16 protein-coding genes and 1 pseudogene are annotated in these 20,090 nt (G+C 45.6%); 13 read left to right on the forward strand and 4 right to left on the reverse strand.

The genetic code is table 11. From position 1 onward, the window contains the following. Positions 1–214 precede the first annotated feature (214 nt). Both vpsR and D908_RS14735 read left to right on the forward strand, forming a co-directional pair. Positions 215–1,549 carry a cyclic-di-GMP-binding transcriptional regulator VpsR gene (gene vpsR, locus D908_RS14740; RefSeq protein ID WP_000070670.1) on the forward strand — a complete coding sequence of 445 codons (1,335 nt, stop codon included), beginning with the start codon at positions 215–217 and terminating at the stop codon, positions 1,547–1,549. A gap of 550 nt (positions 1,550–2,099) precedes the next feature. Then, positions 2,100–2,351 (forward strand): hypothetical protein, encoded by a 252-nt coding sequence (locus tag D908_RS14735; protein WP_001249918.1) that lies wholly within the window; start codon positions 2,100–2,102, stop codon positions 2,349–2,351. Between the two features lie 36 nt (positions 2,352–2,387). Here the strand turns inward: D908_RS14735 and D908_RS14730 are convergent, their stop codons facing one another. Then, on the reverse strand, positions 2,388–3,422 hold the full coding sequence (locus tag D908_RS14730; RefSeq protein ID WP_005523081.1) for an NADP(H)-dependent aldo-keto reductase: 1,035 nt from the start codon (positions 3,420–3,422) through the stop codon (positions 2,388–2,390). A 289-nt stretch (positions 3,423–3,711) separates the two neighbouring features. After that, positions 3,712–4,377 (reverse strand): DNA mismatch repair endonuclease MutH, encoded by a 666-nt coding sequence (gene mutH, locus D908_RS14725; RefSeq protein ID WP_000801213.1) that lies wholly within the window; start codon positions 4,375–4,377, stop codon positions 3,712–3,714. 688 nt (positions 4,378–5,065) lie between these two features. Between mutH and rppH the strand changes: the two genes are divergently transcribed. From rppH to D908_RS14705, 5 genes and pseudogenes are all read left to right on the forward strand, one after another. Then, positions 5,066–5,584: an RNA pyrophosphohydrolase gene (rppH, locus tag D908_RS14720; RefSeq protein ID WP_005515701.1), complete on the forward strand. Its 519-nt coding sequence runs from the start codon at positions 5,066–5,068 to the stop codon at positions 5,582–5,584. Positions 5,585–5,586: 2 nt separating this feature from the next. Next, positions 5,587–7,832: pseudogene (gene ptsP, locus D908_RS0118970) on the forward strand (phosphoenolpyruvate--protein phosphotransferase). Between the two features lie 9 nt (positions 7,833–7,841). Then, a complete protein-coding gene (locus D908_RS14715) occupies positions 7,842–8,636 on the forward strand; it encodes a sulfite exporter TauE/SafE family protein (RefSeq protein WP_005523082.1) in 795 nt (264 codons plus the stop codon). A 28-nt stretch (positions 8,637–8,664) separates the two neighbouring features. Further along, positions 8,665–9,480: a prolipoprotein diacylglyceryl transferase gene (gene lgt, locus D908_RS14710; RefSeq protein WP_001135566.1), complete on the forward strand. Its 816-nt coding sequence runs from the start codon at positions 8,665–8,667 to the stop codon at positions 9,478–9,480. A 9-nt stretch (positions 9,481–9,489) separates the two neighbouring features. Beyond that, positions 9,490–10,341 carry a thymidylate synthase gene (locus D908_RS14705; protein ID WP_000816217.1) on the forward strand — a complete coding sequence of 284 codons (852 nt, stop codon included), beginning with the start codon at positions 9,490–9,492 and terminating at the stop codon, positions 10,339–10,341. A gap of 91 nt (positions 10,342–10,432) precedes the next feature. On the opposite strand, the gene D908_RS14700 is transcribed toward D908_RS14705, so the two are convergent. After that, positions 10,433–11,581: a Na/Pi symporter gene (locus D908_RS14700; RefSeq protein ID WP_000609763.1), complete on the reverse strand. Its 1,149-nt coding sequence runs from the start codon at positions 11,579–11,581 to the stop codon at positions 10,433–10,435. A 394-nt stretch (positions 11,582–11,975) separates the two neighbouring features. Between D908_RS14700 and nhaR the strand changes: the two genes are divergently transcribed. Both nhaR and D908_RS14690 read left to right on the forward strand, forming a co-directional pair. Continuing rightward, entirely contained in the window at positions 11,976–12,866 is an 891-nt protein-coding gene (gene nhaR, locus D908_RS14695) for a transcriptional activator NhaR (protein ID WP_005523083.1), read from the forward strand. Between the two features lie 222 nt (positions 12,867–13,088). Next, positions 13,089–13,385, forward strand: a complete 297-nt coding sequence (locus tag D908_RS14690) for an ArsR/SmtB family transcription factor (protein WP_001053147.1) — start codon at positions 13,089–13,091, stop codon at positions 13,383–13,385. A gap of 99 nt (positions 13,386–13,484) precedes the next feature. Here D908_RS14690 and rpsT read toward each other — a convergent pair whose 3' ends face one another. Then, complete coding sequence (gene rpsT / locus D908_RS14685; RefSeq protein WP_000002742.1) at positions 13,485–13,745, reverse strand: 30S ribosomal protein S20; 261 nt, start codon at positions 13,743–13,745, stop codon at positions 13,485–13,487. 257 nt (positions 13,746–14,002) lie between these two features. On the opposite strand from rpsT, the gene murJ reads away from it, so the two are divergent. The 4 genes from murJ (at position 14,003) to lspA (ending at position 20,013) form a co-directional block, all read left to right on the forward strand. Beyond that, the gene (gene murJ / locus D908_RS14680) at positions 14,003–15,565 is read left to right on the forward strand and encodes a murein biosynthesis integral membrane protein MurJ (RefSeq protein WP_005523084.1); all 1,563 of its coding nucleotides are present in this window, start codon (positions 14,003–14,005) and stop codon (positions 15,563–15,565) included. 68 nt (positions 15,566–15,633) lie between these two features. Then, entirely contained in the window at positions 15,634–16,602 is a 969-nt protein-coding gene (gene ribF, locus D908_RS14675) for a bifunctional riboflavin kinase/FAD synthetase (protein ID WP_005523085.1), read from the forward strand. 30 nt (positions 16,603–16,632) lie between these two features. Next, positions 16,633–19,482, forward strand: coding sequence for an isoleucine--tRNA ligase (gene ileS / locus D908_RS14670; protein ID WP_000006103.1), 2,850 nt, complete (start codon positions 16,633–16,635; stop codon positions 19,480–19,482). Between the two features lie 15 nt (positions 19,483–19,497). Continuing rightward, positions 19,498–20,013: a signal peptidase II gene (gene lspA, locus D908_RS14665; protein WP_000071969.1), complete on the forward strand. Its 516-nt coding sequence runs from the start codon at positions 19,498–19,500 to the stop codon at positions 20,011–20,013. Positions 20,014–20,090: the final 77 nt, after the last annotated feature.

Raw genomic sequence — 20,090 nt, forward strand, 5'->3', positions numbered from 1 at the left:
AATAATCACGTCTGAACAGTGAAATGTAAGCCTTTCTTTCATTTTTATTATGATTCTCACCCATAAGTTGATTAGAAAGTTTGGTATTTATTGCCTAGTCTTACCTATGAGACAGATTCTTATGCGAAGTCTCGCTAATGTAACGTCCGTAATAAGTAGTGGGTGCGAATAGAATAATTCGCATCGTAACAATAAAAATAAGGAATATAGGTTCATGAGTAATCAATTCCGTATGGATTCAGTACCAGGCTCCCTCGTTGTGGTGGGAGGTACCTATGAACCCTGGCTTGCCGTATTAGAAAAAGTGGGTTGGCGTTGCACCCAAGTGGCTGATTTACGTAAAGCGGATACGCTGTTTGTTGAAACAGGTCCATGTATCGGTATCGTTGATTTAAGCCATGATGAATTCAGCCTCAACGGAATCGCTAATTTGGTGAGTAGCCACAAGCAGGTCCGTTGGTTAGCATTTATTCGTGAGGCGCAGTTAAGCTCGGACACCATTTGCCAGTTTATCGTTAACTTTTGTATCGACTTTTTTACTGCTCCTATTCCTGATGCTCAGCTATTGAGCACCATTGGTCACCAACTCGGCATGCTGAAGCTAGAAAAGAAGGTTTGGCCTCATTTTGGCTCTGCAGGCAACATGGGTTTAATTGGTGAATCTATGCCAATGAAGCGTCTGCGTGATCAGATCAAACGAATTGGGCCTACTGATGTCAGTATTCTGATCTACGGTGAAAGTGGAACGGGTAAAGAAACGGTAGCTAAAGCAATTCACAAAACGTCGTCACGAGCACAGAAGCCTTTTATTTCAGTCAATTGCCGAGCTATGTCTGAGAAGAGGCTGGAAAGTGAATTGTTCGGCCTTGGTGATATGGAAGAGGTTCAACAACCGCTTTTGTTGCAAGCTGATGGCGGTACTCTACTGCTGAATGACATTCTCACCCTCCCAAAAAGCCAACAGCTTAATCTACTGCGTTTCTTACAAGAAGGTACGGTAGAAACGGATCAGGGTGTGCGTGCTGTTGATGTGCGTATCTTAGCTGCAAACTCATCTGATATTGAGAAAGCCCTGATTGACGGCGATTTTAACGAAGAGCTTTACCACTACATCAACGTATTACGTATTAATGTGCCAAGTCTTAAAGAGCGAGCATCTGATATTGTGTTGCTGGCTAAGCATTTCTTGCAGGAATACTCCAAAGAGTATAACGCGCAAGCGCGTAGCTTCTCAGAAGATGCGGTACGCGGTTTAACTCGCTATCACTGGCCGGGTAACGTTCGTGAACTGATGAACCAAATTAAGCGCGTGGTCTTGATGTCAGACAGTGTTGTTTTGGATGAATCTCAACTTGATTTACCTAAGCGCAGTGATGGCCGACGTAGTTTGAAGAGTATTCGTGAGCGTTCAGAGCGTGATGCGTTGCTGTTGGTATTGGAGTCCCATTCTGGACAAGTCTCTACTGCAGCAAAAGAGCTTGGAGTGTCACGAGCGACCATGTACCGCTTGCTTAATAAACACAACTTAATCACGGATGAGAATTTCTAAGGTTCTCTAATTTGAGTTGTATTGATGTTCAGCCACTTTTTTAAGTGGCTGAATTTTTTATTCTCTCTTACACACTGAGCCAAAAACTACTCATAATCGTGGAAGTATAGCGGATGCATATCCCGCTCTCGTTCTATTGCCTGGATGAATATGTTATTCATAAACACTATAAAAGAAGTGCTCAGCAAGAAACGCTGAATTTTCGAGCTCATGTAATAAATTATTGAATTTTGTAACCTGAATTGTTTAGAATTTAACCGTAAGTTTAACTTACTCAACACACTCTTCTTTTGGATTAATTGACTTTGCTTGGAGGCGCATCATGACACATTTCGTATCTGCATCATCGTTTAGCGCTTCTCAAACTCATTCTAAACCTCAAAACGCTCGCCGAGATTTAACCGCGCGCGTTATGAATAATGATTTGAGCAAAGATAACTGAATTAATCCGTAACCTCTTATTAGGCTGCGGAAAATGGCAGCTGAGTAAGAGTGTCTTCTGACTTTCCTACCGTCATTTTCCCCAGCGAACAAACTGGAGAAAAATATCATGCGTCAATCTATTTACTTACAATTAGCTGTGTTATTGGTTCGTGCTGATCTGCGTCGTGAGGAGCGAGAATGGAAGCGTAAAGTACGAAGAAGTAGTTACCATCTACCTTGGAATAATCCACATTTGTTGCGTGACATAGGCTTGCAAACCGATGGTCGTCCAATTGGCTGGGATCTGCCGGATGCAGTTGTTGCCGAACGCCGTGTAAGACACATCCGTCGAGTGTTAAATGCGCGAATACCGACGTAATGCTAAGGGGCTGGTGAGGTCACCAGCCCCATATTACTAAGGACAGGGATTGGAGTAAGTGGTTCCAATCTCCTGAATTTTTTGCAGCAGTTCTGCACTTAATGAAATATCCAAACTATCCAAATTAGACTTTAGTTGCGCCATGTTCGTAGCACCGATGATGTTTGATGCGACGAATGGACGCTGATTAACAAACGCCAGTGCCATTTGTGCTGGGTCTAATCCAAATTGCTGTGCGAGTTCGACATATGCTTGTGTAGCAAGTAGCCCCTGTGGTGTGAAGTAGCGTGCGAAGCGCTGATGTAATGTGCAGCGCGCACCAGCAGGACGAGCACCATTGAGGTATTTTCCACTTAAAGTACCAAAGGCGAGTGGTGAATAGGCTAGAAGCTTCACACCTTCGAGATGGCTAATTTCGGAGAGTCCTACTTCAAAACTGCGGTTGAGCAGATTGTAGGGATTTTGAATCGAGACAATTCTTGGCAGTTCATGTTTTTCGGCTAAACGCAGATAACTCATGACTCCCCAAGGGGTTTCATTTGAGACACCGATATAACGAATTTTGCCCATACGCGCTAAGTCATTGAGCGCTTCGAGCGTTTCAATCAGTGTGACTTCTTCTTGTTTATCTGGATAAGGGTAGTTGAGCTGACCGAAAGTATTGGTTTGACGCTGTGGCCAGTGGATTTGGTAGAGATCGATATAATCGGTTTGCAGACGGCGAAGGCTATCATCAATGGCTTGATGAATATTACGATGATCTAACGCCATTTTGTCGCGAATGTAAGGTACATTGCGAGGCCCAGCAACTTTGGTCGCCAGCACAATTTTTTCTCGCTTTCCTGACTTAGCAAGCCAATTCCCAATAAACTCTTCGGTCTTACCTTGTGTGGCAGCGCTAGGCGGAACCGGATACATCTCGGCCGTATCGATAAAGTTAACGCCACGTTCTAATGCATAATCGAGCTGTTGAAAGGCATCAGCTTGTGAATTCTGTTCACCAAAAGTCATGGTTCCTAAACAGATCTTACTGATTTCGAGGCTGGAATGAGGCAGCTTGGTGTATTGCATAGCACTTCCTTGTTTGAAAACCAAAGGACGAAAGTTATCCCTTTCCAACATGAAGTTGCAGCAATGGTGACAGTTGTGTACCCCATGCTCACACCGTTTACAGGTGCCAATTTTGCGATACCAATAGAGCACTTGATTGCCGTTTCGCTATCACTTCAGTGGTTCGGGTATAGAGAACTTACTGTATATGCTGTTTCCGCTTGAATATTTAAATAGTAAAGGGAAACAGGATTTTCACTATAAGCGAGTCGCGGTAACACGAAAACAAAAATGTCACCGATATGAATGACTAGGCGTAGTAGCGTTGCAGAATTTGAGCTGTGAATTGAGTTCGTAAATAAAATCCGCGTGGTAAGGTTTTGATGGGGCGGCCATTGCTGCCATAGGCTTCGGTTAATGCTCGTCCATTTGCTGCTTTAGGACGCAGTTGAAGTACTTCACCATGTTTGGCCGTAATTTGCGCCACTTTGCCCAGTACGATCAGCTCCATTAATTCTTCCCAATCCGCTTTAAGTTGTGCTTCCTCTTCGGCGGAAGGGCTCCAAAGCAAAGGTGAGCCAACACAGCGATCGGCGAGGGGAATTTCTCGTTCACCTTGAACGGGGATCCAAAGTACCTTGGAGAGCTTATTGCGTACATGACTCTGCTCCCAAGTTAAACCGTGTACACCTGTGAGCGGCGCTACGCAGACAAAGGTCGTTTCCAGTGGTTTTCCCTGATAGCTCACCGGAATACTCTTTAGCTCAATGCCAAGATGTTCAAAGTCCTGTTGCGGGCGGCTACCTGCGGTTGCACCTAAGTGCCATTCCAACAGTTGGCCAACCCAGCCTTTATCTTTGCGCAGATCCGGTGGAACGGTCATTCCTGCTTCATCTGCTAATTCAGCAAAACTAAGTCCTGCAATCTGTTGGGCACGGGTCAGTAACTCTTGTTCGGAAGTAGGTGCTGGCTTCATGGCATTTTGATTTTTCTGTTCATCACGGTCTGATTGTACCGATTTTGCTTCTATTTGGCATTTCCGAACCCGATTTATTGCTCGTAATGATTTTGCGTTGCAGGTTTTGCGTGGAGAGATAAGTCAACTCGGGAATGCGTTAACGTCACCTGTTTTAAGTTAAATAAGCAGGTTATCCACAGATTTATTTTCTCTTCATGAAATAAAGCTTACTCATGGATCAATACACAGTGTTCCAAGGTTGATAGACCTAGGCTAGCTGGTGGTCTTTTTGCTATCTCGCTTGGCTATAGCAGTCAGAGGTGTGAATTGATGGATCTTTGACCTCTTGCTGAGGATCTTAACGTCATTTTCGTCATGTTGTTGTAGTTAATTCTTGGATTGAAATTAACTTGTTGTTTTTAATTGGATTTTGTTTGGTTTTGCCATTTCAGATTTCCTTGTTCTATGTTAGTAAATCCATTTTTTTGCACAACCTCCAAGTTTCTTCACACGGTTATTCACAGAAAACGTGAATAAATGCGCGGTATGTCTCATAAAATTGTTGATAACTCTGATCTTAAGTCGAACTTATCCTTTTTTATCCGATTTACTAATAAATCTCGGGCGAATCACAATAGTAAGTTTGCTCCGCTTGGGGATATGTGGAAAAATCAACGCAATTAAAGAATTTACTAGAGGTTTGCCAGTGATCGATGGCGATGGTTACCGGCTGAATGTCGGGATTGTGATTTGTAACAACCATGGTCAGGTTTTCTGGGCGAAACGATACGGGCAACACTCATGGCAGTTTCCTCAAGGAGGAATCGATGATGGAGAGTCTCCAGAACAAGCCATGTATCGTGAACTGTATGAAGAAGTTGGGTTAACCAAGAAAGACGTCAAAGTAATTGCAACCAGCCGTCATTGGCTGCGTTATAAATTGCCAAAGCGTTTGGTACGTTGGGACTCTCAACCTGTCTGTATCGGACAAAAACAGAAATGGTTCTTGCTGCGTTTGGAATGTGATGAATCCAGAATCAACATGCAACGTGGCAGTTCTCCTGAGTTTGATGGTTGGCGCTGGGTAAGCTATTGGTATCCGGTAAGGCAAGTGGTGTCGTTTAAACGCGATGTTTATCGCCGCGCAATGAAAGAATTTGCTTCATTGGCGATGCCATTTAAAGAAAGGAAAGTGAAGGGCAAACGCAACAATCACAGAGGTTAGGCATGCTTTCTCAGCTAAGGGATATAGTCGAACAAGTTTCAAAAGTTGAAAACGTCTATCAGGCGTTGGATATTTTTGTAAAACAGACGTGTGAAGCGATGAACACGGAATGTTGCACTGTCTACTTAGCAAATGAAGAGATGCACCGCCTTGAACTGATGGCGACCCAAGGGCTCAAGTTTAAAGGCGATAAGATCCACATTGATTTCGATGAGGGTCTTGTCGGATTAGTCAAACGCTCCGCTGAGCCCATTAACCTAGCAGAAGCTTCTAAACACCCTAGCTTTAAATATTTTAAGCAGCTTGGCGAAGAGGTGTATCACTCTTTCCTTGGTACGCCGATCATCTATCGCAAACAGGTGCTTGGTGTGCTGGTTGTGCAGCAAAAATCCCCCCGTTTATTCAGTGAAATGGAAGTCTCCTTTTTGGTGACTCTAGCAGCGCAGTTAGCCGTGCTCGTAGCGCATGCTCAAACTCAAGGGCATTGGCGTTTATCCAAGAAGCAGCAGGCGATCACTGGGGTAGCAGCCTCTTCAGGTGTTGCAATTGGTGAATACTGGTGGGATGACACCCAACCTGATCTTTCAGAGGTACTGCCAGCTTCAACCTTGGATATCGATCTAGAGCAAGAACGGATCGCGTTAGCGGTAGAGAGTGCACTGGCCGATTTTCGCCGTATGCGTAAAAAGCTCGATGGTGATATCAACAAAGAAACACTTGCCATTTTTGATCTGTTTACTCACCTATTGAACGATCCCATGCTGCGTAAAGATCTCAAAACGCAGATTCAAAAAGGGGATCGTGCCGATTGGGCACTCAGACAAGTGGTAGAAAGTTACTCTAACCGCTTTGCTCGTATGTCGGATGTTTACCTTCGTGAAAGGGCGCAAGATATTCGTGAATTGGGGCAGCGGTTGCTGTTTTTCTTGCTTAATACTGAATCGACTCAGCCGAAAATTGATAAACCAGTGATATTGGTGGTTAGGGAATTAACCGCCAGTATTCTGGCTGCGTTACCGAAAGATAAGCTGCTAGCAGTAGTGTCACTGGAAGGAGCCGCGAATTCGCATGCGGCGATTTTGTCACGTGCGTTAGGATCCCTGCTGTTATGGGGGTTTCGATTAATCTTCGCGATATCAATGGTAAAAAAGGTATCGTTGATGGTTACAGCGGGAAGCTTTTCATCTCGCCTTCAAAAACCATTCTCAATGAGTATCGTGCTTTAGCGAATGAAGAGCGTGAGTTGGCCCGTATGGTCAATGATGCGATTCGTGAGCCGGCCTTTACCATTGATGGTGCACGAGTTGAGCTGTTGCTAAACGCGGGCTTGAGTGCCGATACCAGCATTGCCGTTAATCAAGGTGTCGATGGGGTTGGCTTGTATCGCACAGAAATTTCTTTCTTGCTGCAGCACCGTTTTCCTTCTGAAGAAGAACAGACTCAACAATACCGTCATGTGTTGAATATGTACCCTCATCAACGTGTGGTAATGCGCACACTTGATATTGGTGGTGACAAGCCTTTACCTTATCTGCCGATTGAGGAAGATAACCCGTTTCTCGGTTGGCGTGGAATTCGCTTTACCTTAGATCATCCTGATATCTTCATTATCCAACTGCGAGCTATGCTCAAAGCCAGTGCGGAATCAGGCAATTTATCCATTCTTTTGCCGATGATTTCAGGGGCGAAGGAGCTGGATGATGCGTTGAAATTTATCTATCAAGCCTATCAAGAAGTGTCGTTGCTTGATCCGCGAATCGTCATGCCACAGATCGGCATCATGATAGAAGTACCTTCAATGCTTTATTTGCTGCCGCTGATCGCCGACAAAATTGATTTTGTGTCTGTCGGTACCAACGATTTAACTCAGTACCTATTAGCCGTTGATCGTAACAATGCTCGCGTAGCGGATGTGTATGAATCTATGCATCCAGCGGTCGTGATGGCGCTCAAACAGATCCAAGTGACTTGTGAAACCCATCAGATCCCGGTCTGTGTATGCGGGGAATTAGCTGGTGATCCTATCGGTGCTTTGCTGCTGATTGGTCTTGGCTACACCACCTTGAGTATGAACACCTCCAACGTCGCCAAAGTAAAATATTTGGTGCGTCACTCTGAACTGGCGGAATTGAAACAGCTGGCTGACCGTGCATTAATTCAGCCATATGGACGAGACATTTACGATATGATGCTCGCCTATATTGAAAAACATGGCTTTGCTGGTTTTGTCCGCGCAGGCAAAAAATAGGAACCAAATGTGAATATTGAACTCTTAGCTTTGCTGCTGCTGTTAGGTGCAGTGGTTGGTGTGCTTGCTGGTCTGTTGGGTATTGGCGGTGGTTTATTGGTCGTGCCTGCACTGCTATTTTTATTGCCTTATGCCGGAGTCTCAGCCGAGATCACGATGCAGCTTGCTTTAGCAACTTCACTGGCAACCATTATTCTTACTTCAGGCTCTTCGGCGTTAAACCACTTAAAACTGGGAAATGTCGATTTGTTTGTCGTCAAATGGTTGATGCCCGGTGTGGTGATAGGCGGTTTTTTTGGCTCCGCGGTTGCAGAGTGGATCCCAAGCCAATATCTACCTAAAGTGTTTGGTGTGATCGTGTTCTGTCTGAGTGTGCAGATGTATCGCTCTATTCGCATGCAGCAGCATCATCCAATGCCGAATGCTTTCGTCACCACGATATGTGGCACCGGAATCGGTGTGGTATCAAGCTTGGCGGGGATTGGTGGCGGTTCATTGTCCGTGCCTTTTTTGAATCGACATGGCATTGAGATGAAAAAAGCGGTAGGTTCTTCGTCGGTGTGTGGTTTCGCGATTGCGATATCCGGCATGATCGGCTTTATTTTGCACGGATATCAGGTCGAGAATTTACCGCAATACAGCATTGGATACGTTTACGTGCCTGCTTTGTTAGCGATTGCTACGACATCAATGCTCACAACAAGGATTGGTGCTAAGCTTGCCACGCAAATGCCAACGGCAAGGCTGAAGAAGTTCTTTGCCATCTTTTTGATGTGTGTTGCTGCCACTATGTTATTTCAGTAACACCACTAATTTTTAGAGAAGGTTTGTTATGCCTCAGGGTTATCTGCAGTTTCCCAATATTGACCCCGTATTGTTTTCTATTGGCCCCCTAGCAGTACGTTGGTATGGTTTGATGTATCTGGTGGGTTTTCTTTTTGCTATGTGGCTGGCTAACCGTCGCGCCGACCGTCCAAACAGTGGGTGGACGCGTGAACAAGTTTCTGACCTGCTGTTTGCCGGCTTTTTAGGCGTGGTGATTGGTGGTCGAGTCGGCTACGTGATTTTCTATAACTTCGATCTGTTCCTTGCTGATCCACTTTATCTCTTTAAAGTGTGGACTGGCGGTATGTCTTTCCACGGTGGCTTACTTGGTGTGATTACGGCTATGTTCTGGTATGCCCGTAAAAATCAACGCACCTTCTTTGGTGTCGCCGATTTTGTTGCTCCTCTAGTGCCATTTGGTTTAGGTATGGGACGTATCGGTAACTTTATGAACAGTGAACTTTGGGGACGCGTTACAGATGTACCTTGGGCATTTGTGTTCCCGAATGGTGGTCCACTACCACGTCACCCGTCGCAGCTCTATGAGTTTGCTTTAGAAGGTGTGGTTCTGTTTTTCATCCTCAATTGGTTTATCCGTAAACCTCGACCACTAGGCAGCGTGTCCGGATTGTTCCTGGCGGGTTACGGTACATTCCGTTTCCTCGTTGAATACGTCCGTGAGCCAGATGCTCAATTGGGCCTGTTTGGTGGCTTCATTTCAATGGGGCAGATTCTTTCTTTACCGATGGTGATCATTGGTATTTTGATGATGGTTTGGTCTTATAAGCGCGGTTTGTATCAAGATCGTGTTGCAGCAAAATAGGGTAGTTAGGTGAAACAGTATTTAGAACTTTGTCAGCGCATCGTCGATCAAGGTGTTTGGGTTGAAAATGAACGCACGGCAAAACGTTGTTTGACCGTGATTAACGCCGATTTGACTTATGATGTTGGCAATAATCAGTTCCCTCTGGTAACTACACGTAAGAGTTTTTGGAAAGCGGCCGTTGCTGAGTTACTCGGCTATATTCGCGGCTACGATAATGCGGCGGATTTCCGTCAATTAGGCACGAAAACATGGGATGCCAATGCCAACTTGAATCAGGCATGGCTGAATAATCCTTATCGTAAAGGTGAGGATGACATGGGGCGTGTTTATGGTGTTCAAGGCCGTGCTTGGGCAAAGCCGGACGGTGGGCATATCGATCAGTTGAAAAAAATTGTCGATGACCTGACTCGTGGGGTGGATGACCGAGGTGAAATTCTGAACTTCTACAATCCTGGCGAATTTCACATGGGCTGTCTGCGCCCTTGTATGTACAGCCATCACTTTTCGTTACTGGGTGATACCTTGTATCTCAACAGCACACAGCGTTCGTGTGATGTGCCGTTGGGTTTGAATTTCAATATGGTTCAGGTCTATGTGTTCCTTGCGTTGATGGCGCAGATCACAGGTAAAAAACCAGGCATGGCTTATCACAAAATCGTTAACGCACACATCTATGAAGATCAGTTGGATTTGATGCGTGATGTGCAGCTAAAACGTGAGCCGTTCCCTGCACCTCAGTTCCATATCAATCCGGAGATTAAAACTCTGCATGATTTAGAAACTTGGGTGACCCTAGATGATTTTGAAGTGACCGGATACCAGTTCCACGACGCGATTCAGTATCCTTTCTCGGTTTAAGCCTACGTTGTTTGAGCTGGAACGAAATCAGCAAAAATAAAAAAGCTCCCGATTAGGGAGCTTTTTTTATCACTTAGTGCTGGTGGAAAGCTTATGCAGTGAGAGCAAGAATGCTACCTGGAATCACCACAAACACACCCAGAAGATAAGCGACCACGACCATTTTGCTCTTACAAGCCAGAGCTGAAATCAATTCAGCACCTTTAATTGGCAGTTCACGTAGGAAAGGAACGCCGTAGATCAACACGGTTGCCATCAAGTTAAAGGTTAAATGAACCAAGGCAATTTGCAGGGCAAATACAGCAAACTCACCAGAAACCGCCGTTGCTGCCAGCAGGGCTGTAATACAAGTACCTATGTTGGCACCTAAAGTGAATGGGTAGATTTCACGTACTTTCAGTACACCTGACCCCACTAGAGGAACCATTAGGCTGGTGGTAGTAGAAGACGATTGTACGAGCACTGTAACCACTGTACCTGACGCGATACCGTGCATTGGGCCACGACCGATAGCATTTTGTAGAATCTCACGAGCACGGCCAACCATTAGGCTTTTCATGAGTTTGCCCATCACAGTAATTGCCACGAAAATAGTCGCAATACCCAATACGATCAGTGTTGCACCACCGAAAGTATCACCTAATACAGAGAGTTGATTTTCAAGACCTGTGATGATCGGCTTTGTAATCGGCTTGATGAAGTCAAAGCCTTTCATACTCATATCGCCAGTAGCAAGCAGAGGTGAAACAAGCCAGTGTGACACTTTCTCTAAAATGCCAAACATCATTTCTAAAGGTAGGAAGATCAGTACCGCTAACAGGTTAAAGAAATCGTGGATGGTGGCACTGGCAAAGGCTCGGCGAAACTCTTCTTTACAGCGCATGTGGCCGAGGCTCACCAAAGTGTTGGTTACGGTTGTACCGATGTTGGCACCCATCACCATAGGAATTGCAGTCTCAACAGGTAAACCACCTGCTACTAAGCCCACAATGATGGAAGTTACTGTGCTTGAAGATTGGATCAGGGCGGTTGCCACTAAACCGATCATTAATCCCGCAATAGGATGAGAAGCAAATTCAAACAGGACTTTGGCTTGGTCGCCAGTTGCCCATTTAAAACCACTGCCGACCATAGCGACAGCAAGAAGTAGTAGATACAGCATGAAAGCCAAGTTTGCCCAACGCAGGCCTTTCGTTGTCAGCGAAATTGGCGCTGTTGGGGAAGTTGCTTGGTTTATCATCATTTTCTCCGTGGACCGTTGTTAAGGGTTCGGTCGGTTGTTGAATTCGAGGCCAATGCTAGAGTGGAAATATTTCACTAATATGACATTTAGGTGTAACTGATGAGTTATTCAGCAATCTTGCAGCAGACTTAAAATTTTAGTGATAGAAATGATTTTATCTTACTGTTTTTAAAAGGATAGCAAGCGTAATGCTCATCGAGGTTTGGTTGTAACAAAGTGTGTAACGGCTTTGCTTGAAAGAAAATAGACTCTTCATTTATGACAATGGGGTGATTTGACCTATATAAAATTCAACCTAAAACGTCATTTAATTCGGTTTGTTCGAATATATTGTTGTGAAAGATCGCTTCTGTTATAAGAGAGGCAGATTTTTCAATGGGTAGAACAAACCATGTCTCATCTTAACTACAATCATCTTTATTACTTTTGGATGGTATGCAAACAAGGCTCTGTCACCAAAGCGGCAGATGCGCTATTTCTAACGCCACAAACGGTGACTGGGCAAATTAAAGCCTTGGAAGATCGGCTAGACGGTAAACTAACCAAGCGTAATGGACGTAATATTGAGCCGACCGAATTAGGGCAGTTAGTCTTTAAATATGCGGATCGCATGTTCGGTCTGAGTTATGAGATGTTAGATATCGTCAACTACAGTCAACGTTCAAACTTGCTGTTTGATGTAGGTGTGGCGGATGCTTTATCAAAACGATTAGTCAGCAAAATTCTGCTTACTTCGGTTCCGGGCGATAACCGAATTCATTTACGCTGTTTTGAATCAACCCACGAAATGCTGTTAGAGCAGCTCTCACAACACAAACTGGACATGATCTTATCGGATTGTCCTGTTGACTCGAGTCAAAGCCCCGGTCTTTTCAGCAAAAAGCTGGGTGAAAGCCGGATGAGCTTTTTTAGCTTTGGAGAGGTTGACTTCGCCCCGTTTCCAGCCGTCTTAGAAAGTAAAAAGCTGTTGGTGCCGGGCAGCCGTACTGCAATGGGGCGTAAAGTGAGGCAATGGTTTGATCGCCAAGGTCTACAACCGCATATTCTCGGCGAGTTTGATGATTCTGCTCTAATGAAAGCATTCGCTATTTATAACAGCGCTGCGGTATTTATGGCGCCTTCATTTTATGTTTCTGAGGTGGATGCTGAGTCCTCATTAAAACTGATCGGACATGTGGATGAGATCAAAGAAGAGTATTATGTCATCTTCGCGGAACGTATGATCCAACATCCAGCAGTAAAAAATGTGTGTGATGCAGATTTTACTAACTTGTTTTTATAAATAATTATCACTGTTAAGCAGTAGATCACTACCCAACGATAAGTTAAAACAATAAACTAGCGCTCTTGATTAGTTTTTTATCATTATCAGCGAGTTTTCTCCGCTTTAACTGTTCCGGTGCACCATTATCACTTAGCCGATGTCGATCATCGGAGATTAGAACCACAGAGAGAAGTGAATGGAAACGCTGGGATTAAAATGCCGTATTAAAGGGGGCTATTAATGAATCTCCAAGAGATGGAAAAAAATTCTGCTAAAGCGGTGGTACTGCTCAAAGCGATGGCGAATGAGCGGCGACTACAAATTTTGTGTATGTTACTGGACAATGAATTGTCTGTGGGTGAACTGAGCAGTCGTTTGGCACTTAGCCAGTCTGCGCTCTCCCAACATTTGGCATGGTTGCGTCGTGATGGATTGGTGAACACTCGTAAAGAAGCACAAACCGTTTATTACACACTGAGCAGTGCAGAAGTAAAAGCCATGATTGAGCTTCTACATCGTCTTTATTGTCAGAGCTAGGATTGCCAGAACTCAATTCGATTTTTGGTAGATTGGTAGAAAAAAGGCAATAAAAAAACCGGCATAGGCCGGTTTTTTGTTGCTGATGATCAAACTCTATTACAGAGCGTTGATAGCAGCAAAGAAGCGAGACTTGTGACGAGCTGCTTTATTCTTGTGAATAAGGCCTTTAGTCGCCATACGGTCTAGGATTGGTGTAACTACAGCGAATGCAGCAGTTGCAGCTTCTTTGTCGCCAGCAGCGATTGCAGCAACAGTTTTCTTCATGTAAGTGCGCATCATAGAACGACGGCTAGCATTGTGCTGGCGACGTTTCTCAGCTTGGATAGCGCGCTTCTTAGCAGATTTGTTATTTGCCAAGGGTCTAACTCCCAAAAACTTAGTTCGGTGACATTTTAAGGGCGGGAAATATCCCCGATTTGCTCTTTAATGTCAAATGATTTGTGCAAAAACCCAACTGAACCAAACAAACTTGGTATCGAAGAGCCTTCGCGGTTAAGATGGCGGGGATTCTATCAGCATTTTTTTACCAATGCTAATACTTATCTGATCTCACTATGACATTCTTACCCTTTCGAATCAGATAATGCGGCTTTGATTCTTTATTCGAGGTTACCGTGAGTAAACGCTTACTCAAGTCTGGCATGATTGTAAGTGCTATGACTTTGATTTCTCGTGTTTTAGGTTTGGTGCGCGATGTGGTTGTGGCCAATTTGATGGGTGCAGGCGCGAGCGCTGACGTATTCTTTTTTGCCAACCGAATTCCCAATTTTTTACGCCGATTATTTGCAGAAGGTGCCTTTTCTCAGGCGTTTGTCCCTGTATTAACCGAGTATCATGCCTCTGGAGACATGAATAAAACTCGAGAGTTGATCGCGCGTGCTTCCGGTACATTGGGCGTTCTAGTCTCGATAGTCACCTTAATTGGGGTACTCGGCTCTGGTGCGGTGACCGCGTTATTTGGTGCTGGCTGGTTTCTTGACTGGCTCAATGGTGGCCCTGCTGCAGGAAAGTTTGAGTTAGCTAGCTTGTTGCTGAAAATAACTTTTCCTTATTTATGGTTTATCACCTTTGTTGCGCTTTCTGGTGCCATTTTAAATACCTTAGGTAAGTTCGCAGTTTCATCTTTCACCCCTGTTTTCTTGAATGTGATGATGATCCTCTGTGCTTTGTATCTCTCGCCAAATCTAGAACAGCCTGAAGTTGGTCTGGCAATTGGTGTATTTTTAGGTGGTTTAGTACAGTTTTTATTCCAACTGCCTTTTTTAATCAAAGCCGGAGTGCTAGTTAGGCCAAAATGGGGGTGGAAAGATCCTGGTGTGGTGAAAATTCGCACACTGATGATCCCGGCGCTGTTTGGTGTTTCTGTTAGCCAAATCAACCTATTGTTTGATTCTTTTGTGGCCAGTTTTCTGCAAACTGGTTCAATCAGTTGGCTTTATTACTCAGATCGCTTGTTGGAGTTTCCCCTCGGTTTATTTGGTATTGCGATTGCGACGGTGATATTGCCTGCTTTGTCGCGCAAGCATGTTGATGCTCATAGTGATGGATTTGCCCATACCATGGATTGGGGGGTTCGCATGGTTACTTTCTTGGGGATCCCTGCAATGCTCGGTCTTATGGTGTTGGCTAAACCGATGCTGATGGTGCTGTTTATGCGTGGTGAATTTACGCCAAGTGATGTGGATCAAGCGTCTTATTCTCTGTTGGCTTACTCATCTGGGTTGCTGAGCTTTATGCTGATCAAAGTGTTAGCGCCTGGCTACTATTCGCGTCAAGACACTAAAACCCCGGTACGCTATGGCATTATCGCTATGGTGAGCAACATAATACTCAACGCTATTTTTGCTTGGTTTTATGGTTATGTAGGATTAGCGGTAGCGACTTCGATGTCGGCTTTCCTCAATATGGCTCTGCTTTATGGTGGTTTGCACCGCCAAGGTGTTTATCTGCTGACCAGTAAAACCGTGTGGTTTGTTGCTCGCCTTGCTTTAGCTGGCGCTGTAATGACTGGGGTTATTTTGTGGCAACTAGAGAGTATGGCGACCTGGTTGACCTGGGGCATTAGTCAGCGAGTGCTGATGCTGACGTGGCTAATCGGTATTGGTGCAGCAAGTTATCTTGCGATTTTGCTGTTACTGGGAATTCGCCTCAAAGATTTAAAAGCGGCGACAGAGTAGCGAGCTTTAGGTATAATCCGCCAGTTTCGCACCATGAGAATGAAAATATAGGTTTTAAGCATCTTCCGATGGAATTAATTCGCGGTATTCATAACATTCAATCTCGCCATCACGGCTGTGTATTGACGATTGGCAATTTTGATGGTGTTCATCTAGGTCATCAGCAGGTGCTCAGTCAAGTGGTGCAGCGTGCCCAGCAGATGGGGTTGCCTTCGGTAGTGATGACGTTTGAGCCTCAGCCATTAGAGCTGTTTGCTAAACAACAAGCGCCAGCTCGTTTAACTCGTCTACGCGACAAATTTGTCCAATTGAGCAAACTTGGCGTTGATCGGTTGTTGTGCGTCAATTTTAATCATCATTTTGCCCAATTAGATGCCCACACTTTTATTCGTGACTTGTTGGTCACCTGTTTGGGTGTTAAGTTTCTGGTAGTTGGTGATGATTTCTGCTTCGGTAAAGAGCGCAAAGGCAATTTCGCTCTGTTGCAGCAAGCGGGTCAAGCATTCGGTTTTGAGGTCGTCAGCACCCAAAGTTTCTGTTTGCAACAACAGCGAGTGAGCAGTACCGCGATTCGTGAGGCTTTAGCTGCCGATGAGTTGACTAGCGCAGCCGATATGTTGGGGCGTAACTACAGCATCAGTGGTCGTGTTTCTCATGGCCAAAAACTGGGTCGAACTATAGGGTTTCCAACCGCTAATATTCCACTTAAACGCTGTGTATCTCCGGTTTCAGGTGTGTATGTGGTTGAAGCGTATGGTTTAGGTCAAACGCCTATCGGAGGGGTTGCCAATATTGGTAATCGCCCGACGGTTGATGGCATTCGCCAACAGCTTGAAGTGCACTTTTTTGACTTCCAAGGCAACCTGTATGGTAAGCAGTTGGAAGTCGCGCTTTTGCACAAATTACGTGATGAGCGCAAATTCGCCTCTTTTGAGGCATTAAAGCAACAAATTGAATTGGATGCTGAAGCAGCAAGGGTGTGGCTGCGTCAGCTTAAGGGTTGTTCGGTTGATTCCACCAAGCAACAACATGTCTAACTTCGCCCAATATAACGGAATTAAGAATCGATGAGTGAGTATAAAGATACCCTGAACCTTCCTGAAACAGGGTTTCCAATGCGCGGCGATCTGGCCAAACGCGAGCCAGAAATGCTGCAACGTTGGTATCAAGAAGATCTGTACGGTGCGATCCGTCAGGCTAAAAAAGGCAAAAAATCTTTCGTATTGCACGATGGCCCTCCTTACGCCAACGGTGATATTCATATTGGCCACGCTCTGAACAAGATTCTTAAAGACGTCATTATTAAATCCAAAACCCTTTCTGGTTTTGATGCGCCTTATGTACCTGGTTGGGATTGCCACGGTCTGCCTATCGAGTTGATGGTAGAGAAAAAAGTGGGTAAGCCGGGACAAAAAGTGACCGCTGCTGAATTCCGTGAAAAATGTCGTGAATACGCGGCAGGCCAAGTTGAAGGCCAAAAAGAGAGCTTCAAACGTCTTGGCATCATGGGTGAGTGGGATAAACCTTACCGCACGATGGACTTCGTAACCGAAGCCAACATCATCCGTGCACTAGGCAAAATTGCTGACAACGGCCACTTGCTGAAAGGTTTTAAACCGGTTCACTGGTGTACTGACTGTGGTTCAGCACTGGCTGAGGCAGAAGTTGAGTACAAAAACAAAGTTTCTCCTTCGATTGACGTTCGTTTTAAAGCTGCTGATGAAGCGGCGGTACTGGCTAAGTTTGGTCTGAATGCTGGTCATGAAGGCAAAGGCGACGTGTCGATCGTTATCTGGACAACGACACCTTGGACGCTACCTGCAAACCGTGCAGTGTGTCTGCGTGAAGATTTAGAGTACGTACTGATCCAAGTTGAAGGTGAGCAACCAGAGCGCATTATCGTGGCTTCTGAGCTGGCAAAATCTGTGATGGATCGTGCAGGCATTGAGCACTTCCACAACCTTGGCTTTGCGAAAGGTGAGGATCTTGAACTGGTTCAGTTCCAGCATCCATTTTACGCCTTCACTGTGCCTGCCATTTTGGGCGATCACGTCACGACCGATTCAGGTACTGGTGTGGTACATACTGCGCCTGGTCACGGTCAAGAAGACTTTGCAGTAGGCCAAAAATACGGTCTAGAAGTAGCGAACCCTGTAGGTTCAAACGGCGTGTATCTTTCTGATACTGAGCTGTTTGCGGGTCAACACGTATTCAAAGCCAATGACTCAGTGTTGGAAGTGCTAAAAGAAAAAGGCGCGCTGCTGCATCATCATGCGTATGAGCACAGCTACCCGCACTGCTGGCGCCACAAAACGCCGATCATCTTCCGTGCGACACCACAATGGTTCGTATCCATGGAACAAGCAGGTCTGCGTGAACAAGCTCTGACAGCGATCAAAGGCGTACAATGGATGCCAGATTGGGGTCAAAGCCGTATCGAAGGTATGGTGGCTGGTCGCCCAGAGTGGTGTATCTCTCGTCAACGTACTTGGGGCGTGCCAATTGCACTTTTCGTTCACAAAGAAACCGCTGAACTGCATCCAAACAGCGCTGAGCTGATTGAGAAAGTGGCACAACTGGTTGAGCAAAAAGGCATTCAAGCATGGTGGGATCTTGATTCTGCTGAGCTGCTTGGTGCAGAAGATGCGGCCAACTATGAGAAAGTTCTGGATACGCTAGATGTATGGTTTGACTCAGGGGTGACTCACTCTGCGGTTGTGGATGCGCGTAGCGAATTCAACGGCGCAGAAGCGGATATGTACCTAGAGGGTTCAGACCAGCACCGTGGTTGGTTCCAATCATCACTGATCTCTTCTGTGGCGATGAAAGGCAAAGCGCCTTACAAAGAAGTATTGACGCATGGCTTCGTGGTTGATGGTCAAGGTCGTAAGATGTCGAAATCGATCGGTAACGTGGTTTCTCCACAAGATGTGACCAACAAGCTGGGTGCTGACATTCTGCGTCTGTGGGTTGCTTCAACCGATTACACTGGTGAAGTTGCGGTATCAGATGAGATCCTCAAGCGTTCTGCGGATGCGTACCGTCGTATTCGTAACACAGCCCGCTTCTTCCTTGCGAACCTGAACGGTTTCAACCCAACCACAGACATTATTCCTGTTGAAGAAATGGTGGCGCTGGATCGTTGGGCGGTAGGTCGCGCACTGGCTGCTCAACAAGAAATCATCCAAGCGTATCAGGATTACAACCTGCACGCGGTCGTACAGCGTTTGATGAACTTCTGTTCTATCGAGATGGGCTCTTTCTATCTGGATGTGATCAAAGACCGTCAATACACAGCGAAACGTGGTGGCCATGCACAGCGTAGCTGTCAAACCGCACTGTTCTTCATCGTTGAAGCTCTGGTTCGTTGGATGGCGCCTATCATGTCATTCACTGCAGACGAAATTTGGAACGCAATGCCAGCGCAGAAAGCGGACGGCAGCGCACGTGACAAGTTTGTGTTTACCACTGAATGGTTCGATGGCCTGTTTGGTCTGGCAGAGGGTGAAGAGCTGAACAACGCGTTCTGGAATGACATTCAGAAAGTGCGTGGCTCAGTCAACAAACTGCTAGAAAACGCCCGTAACGAAAAACTGATCGGTGGTTCACTGCAAGCAGAATTAGTACTGTTTGCGGATGATGCACTGGCGAGCAAGCTGGCGAAACTGGGCGATGAGCTGCGTTTTGTCCTGCTGACTTCAAAAGCAGTGGTGAAACCACTGGCTGAGAAGAGTGAGTCTGCGCACGCAACAGATATTGATGGCCTGTTTGTTCAAGTGAACAAAACGGAAGCTGAGAAGTGTGACCGTTGCTGGCACCACACTCCTGATGTAGGCACGATTGCTGGTCACACTACGATTTGTGGCCGCTGTGTGTCTAACGTCGAGGGTGAAGGTGAAGTACGCAAGTTTGCGTAACTTAGGCTGATAGCAATGTCGAATTCGTCACTGACTCTCAAACAATCTGGATTGCGCTGGCTGTGGCTGGCGCTTCTAGTGTTCATCGCAGACATTACGATCAAGTTAATTGTGATGGATAAGATGGGCTATGGCTGGGCAAACCGAATTGAGGTGCTGCCTTTCTTTAACCTGCTTTATGTACATAACTACGGTGCTGCGTTTAGCTTTCTGAGTGATCAGGAAGGGTGGCAGCGTTGGTTGTTTACTGGCATTGCCTTTGTGGTAACAGGGATGCTCGCGTATTGGATGCGCCGCCTACCTGCGACCGATAAATGGAATAATATTGCCTACGCACTGATCATCGGTGGCGCAGTGGGTAATGTGTTCGATCGCATCGTGCATGGTTTTGTGGTCGATTATCTCGATTTTTATTGGGGTACTTACCATTGGCCAGCGTTCAATCTAGCGGATAGCGCGATCTGTATCGGTGCCGCGATGATCATCTTAGATGGGTTTCTTGCGAAGAAAAGCTCGCCTAGCCAATCTTAAGCGTGTTGCTCTACGGCAAACTGAACAAGGTAAATAACCACAAGCGCCGTCCGTTGATTCGGAGGGCGCTTTTTACT

Origin of the sequence: Vibrio mimicus CAIM 602 (genome assembly GCF_000338875.1) — a bacterium.
Taxonomy (GTDB): Bacteria; Pseudomonadota; Gammaproteobacteria; order Enterobacterales; family Vibrionaceae; genus Vibrio; species Vibrio mimicus.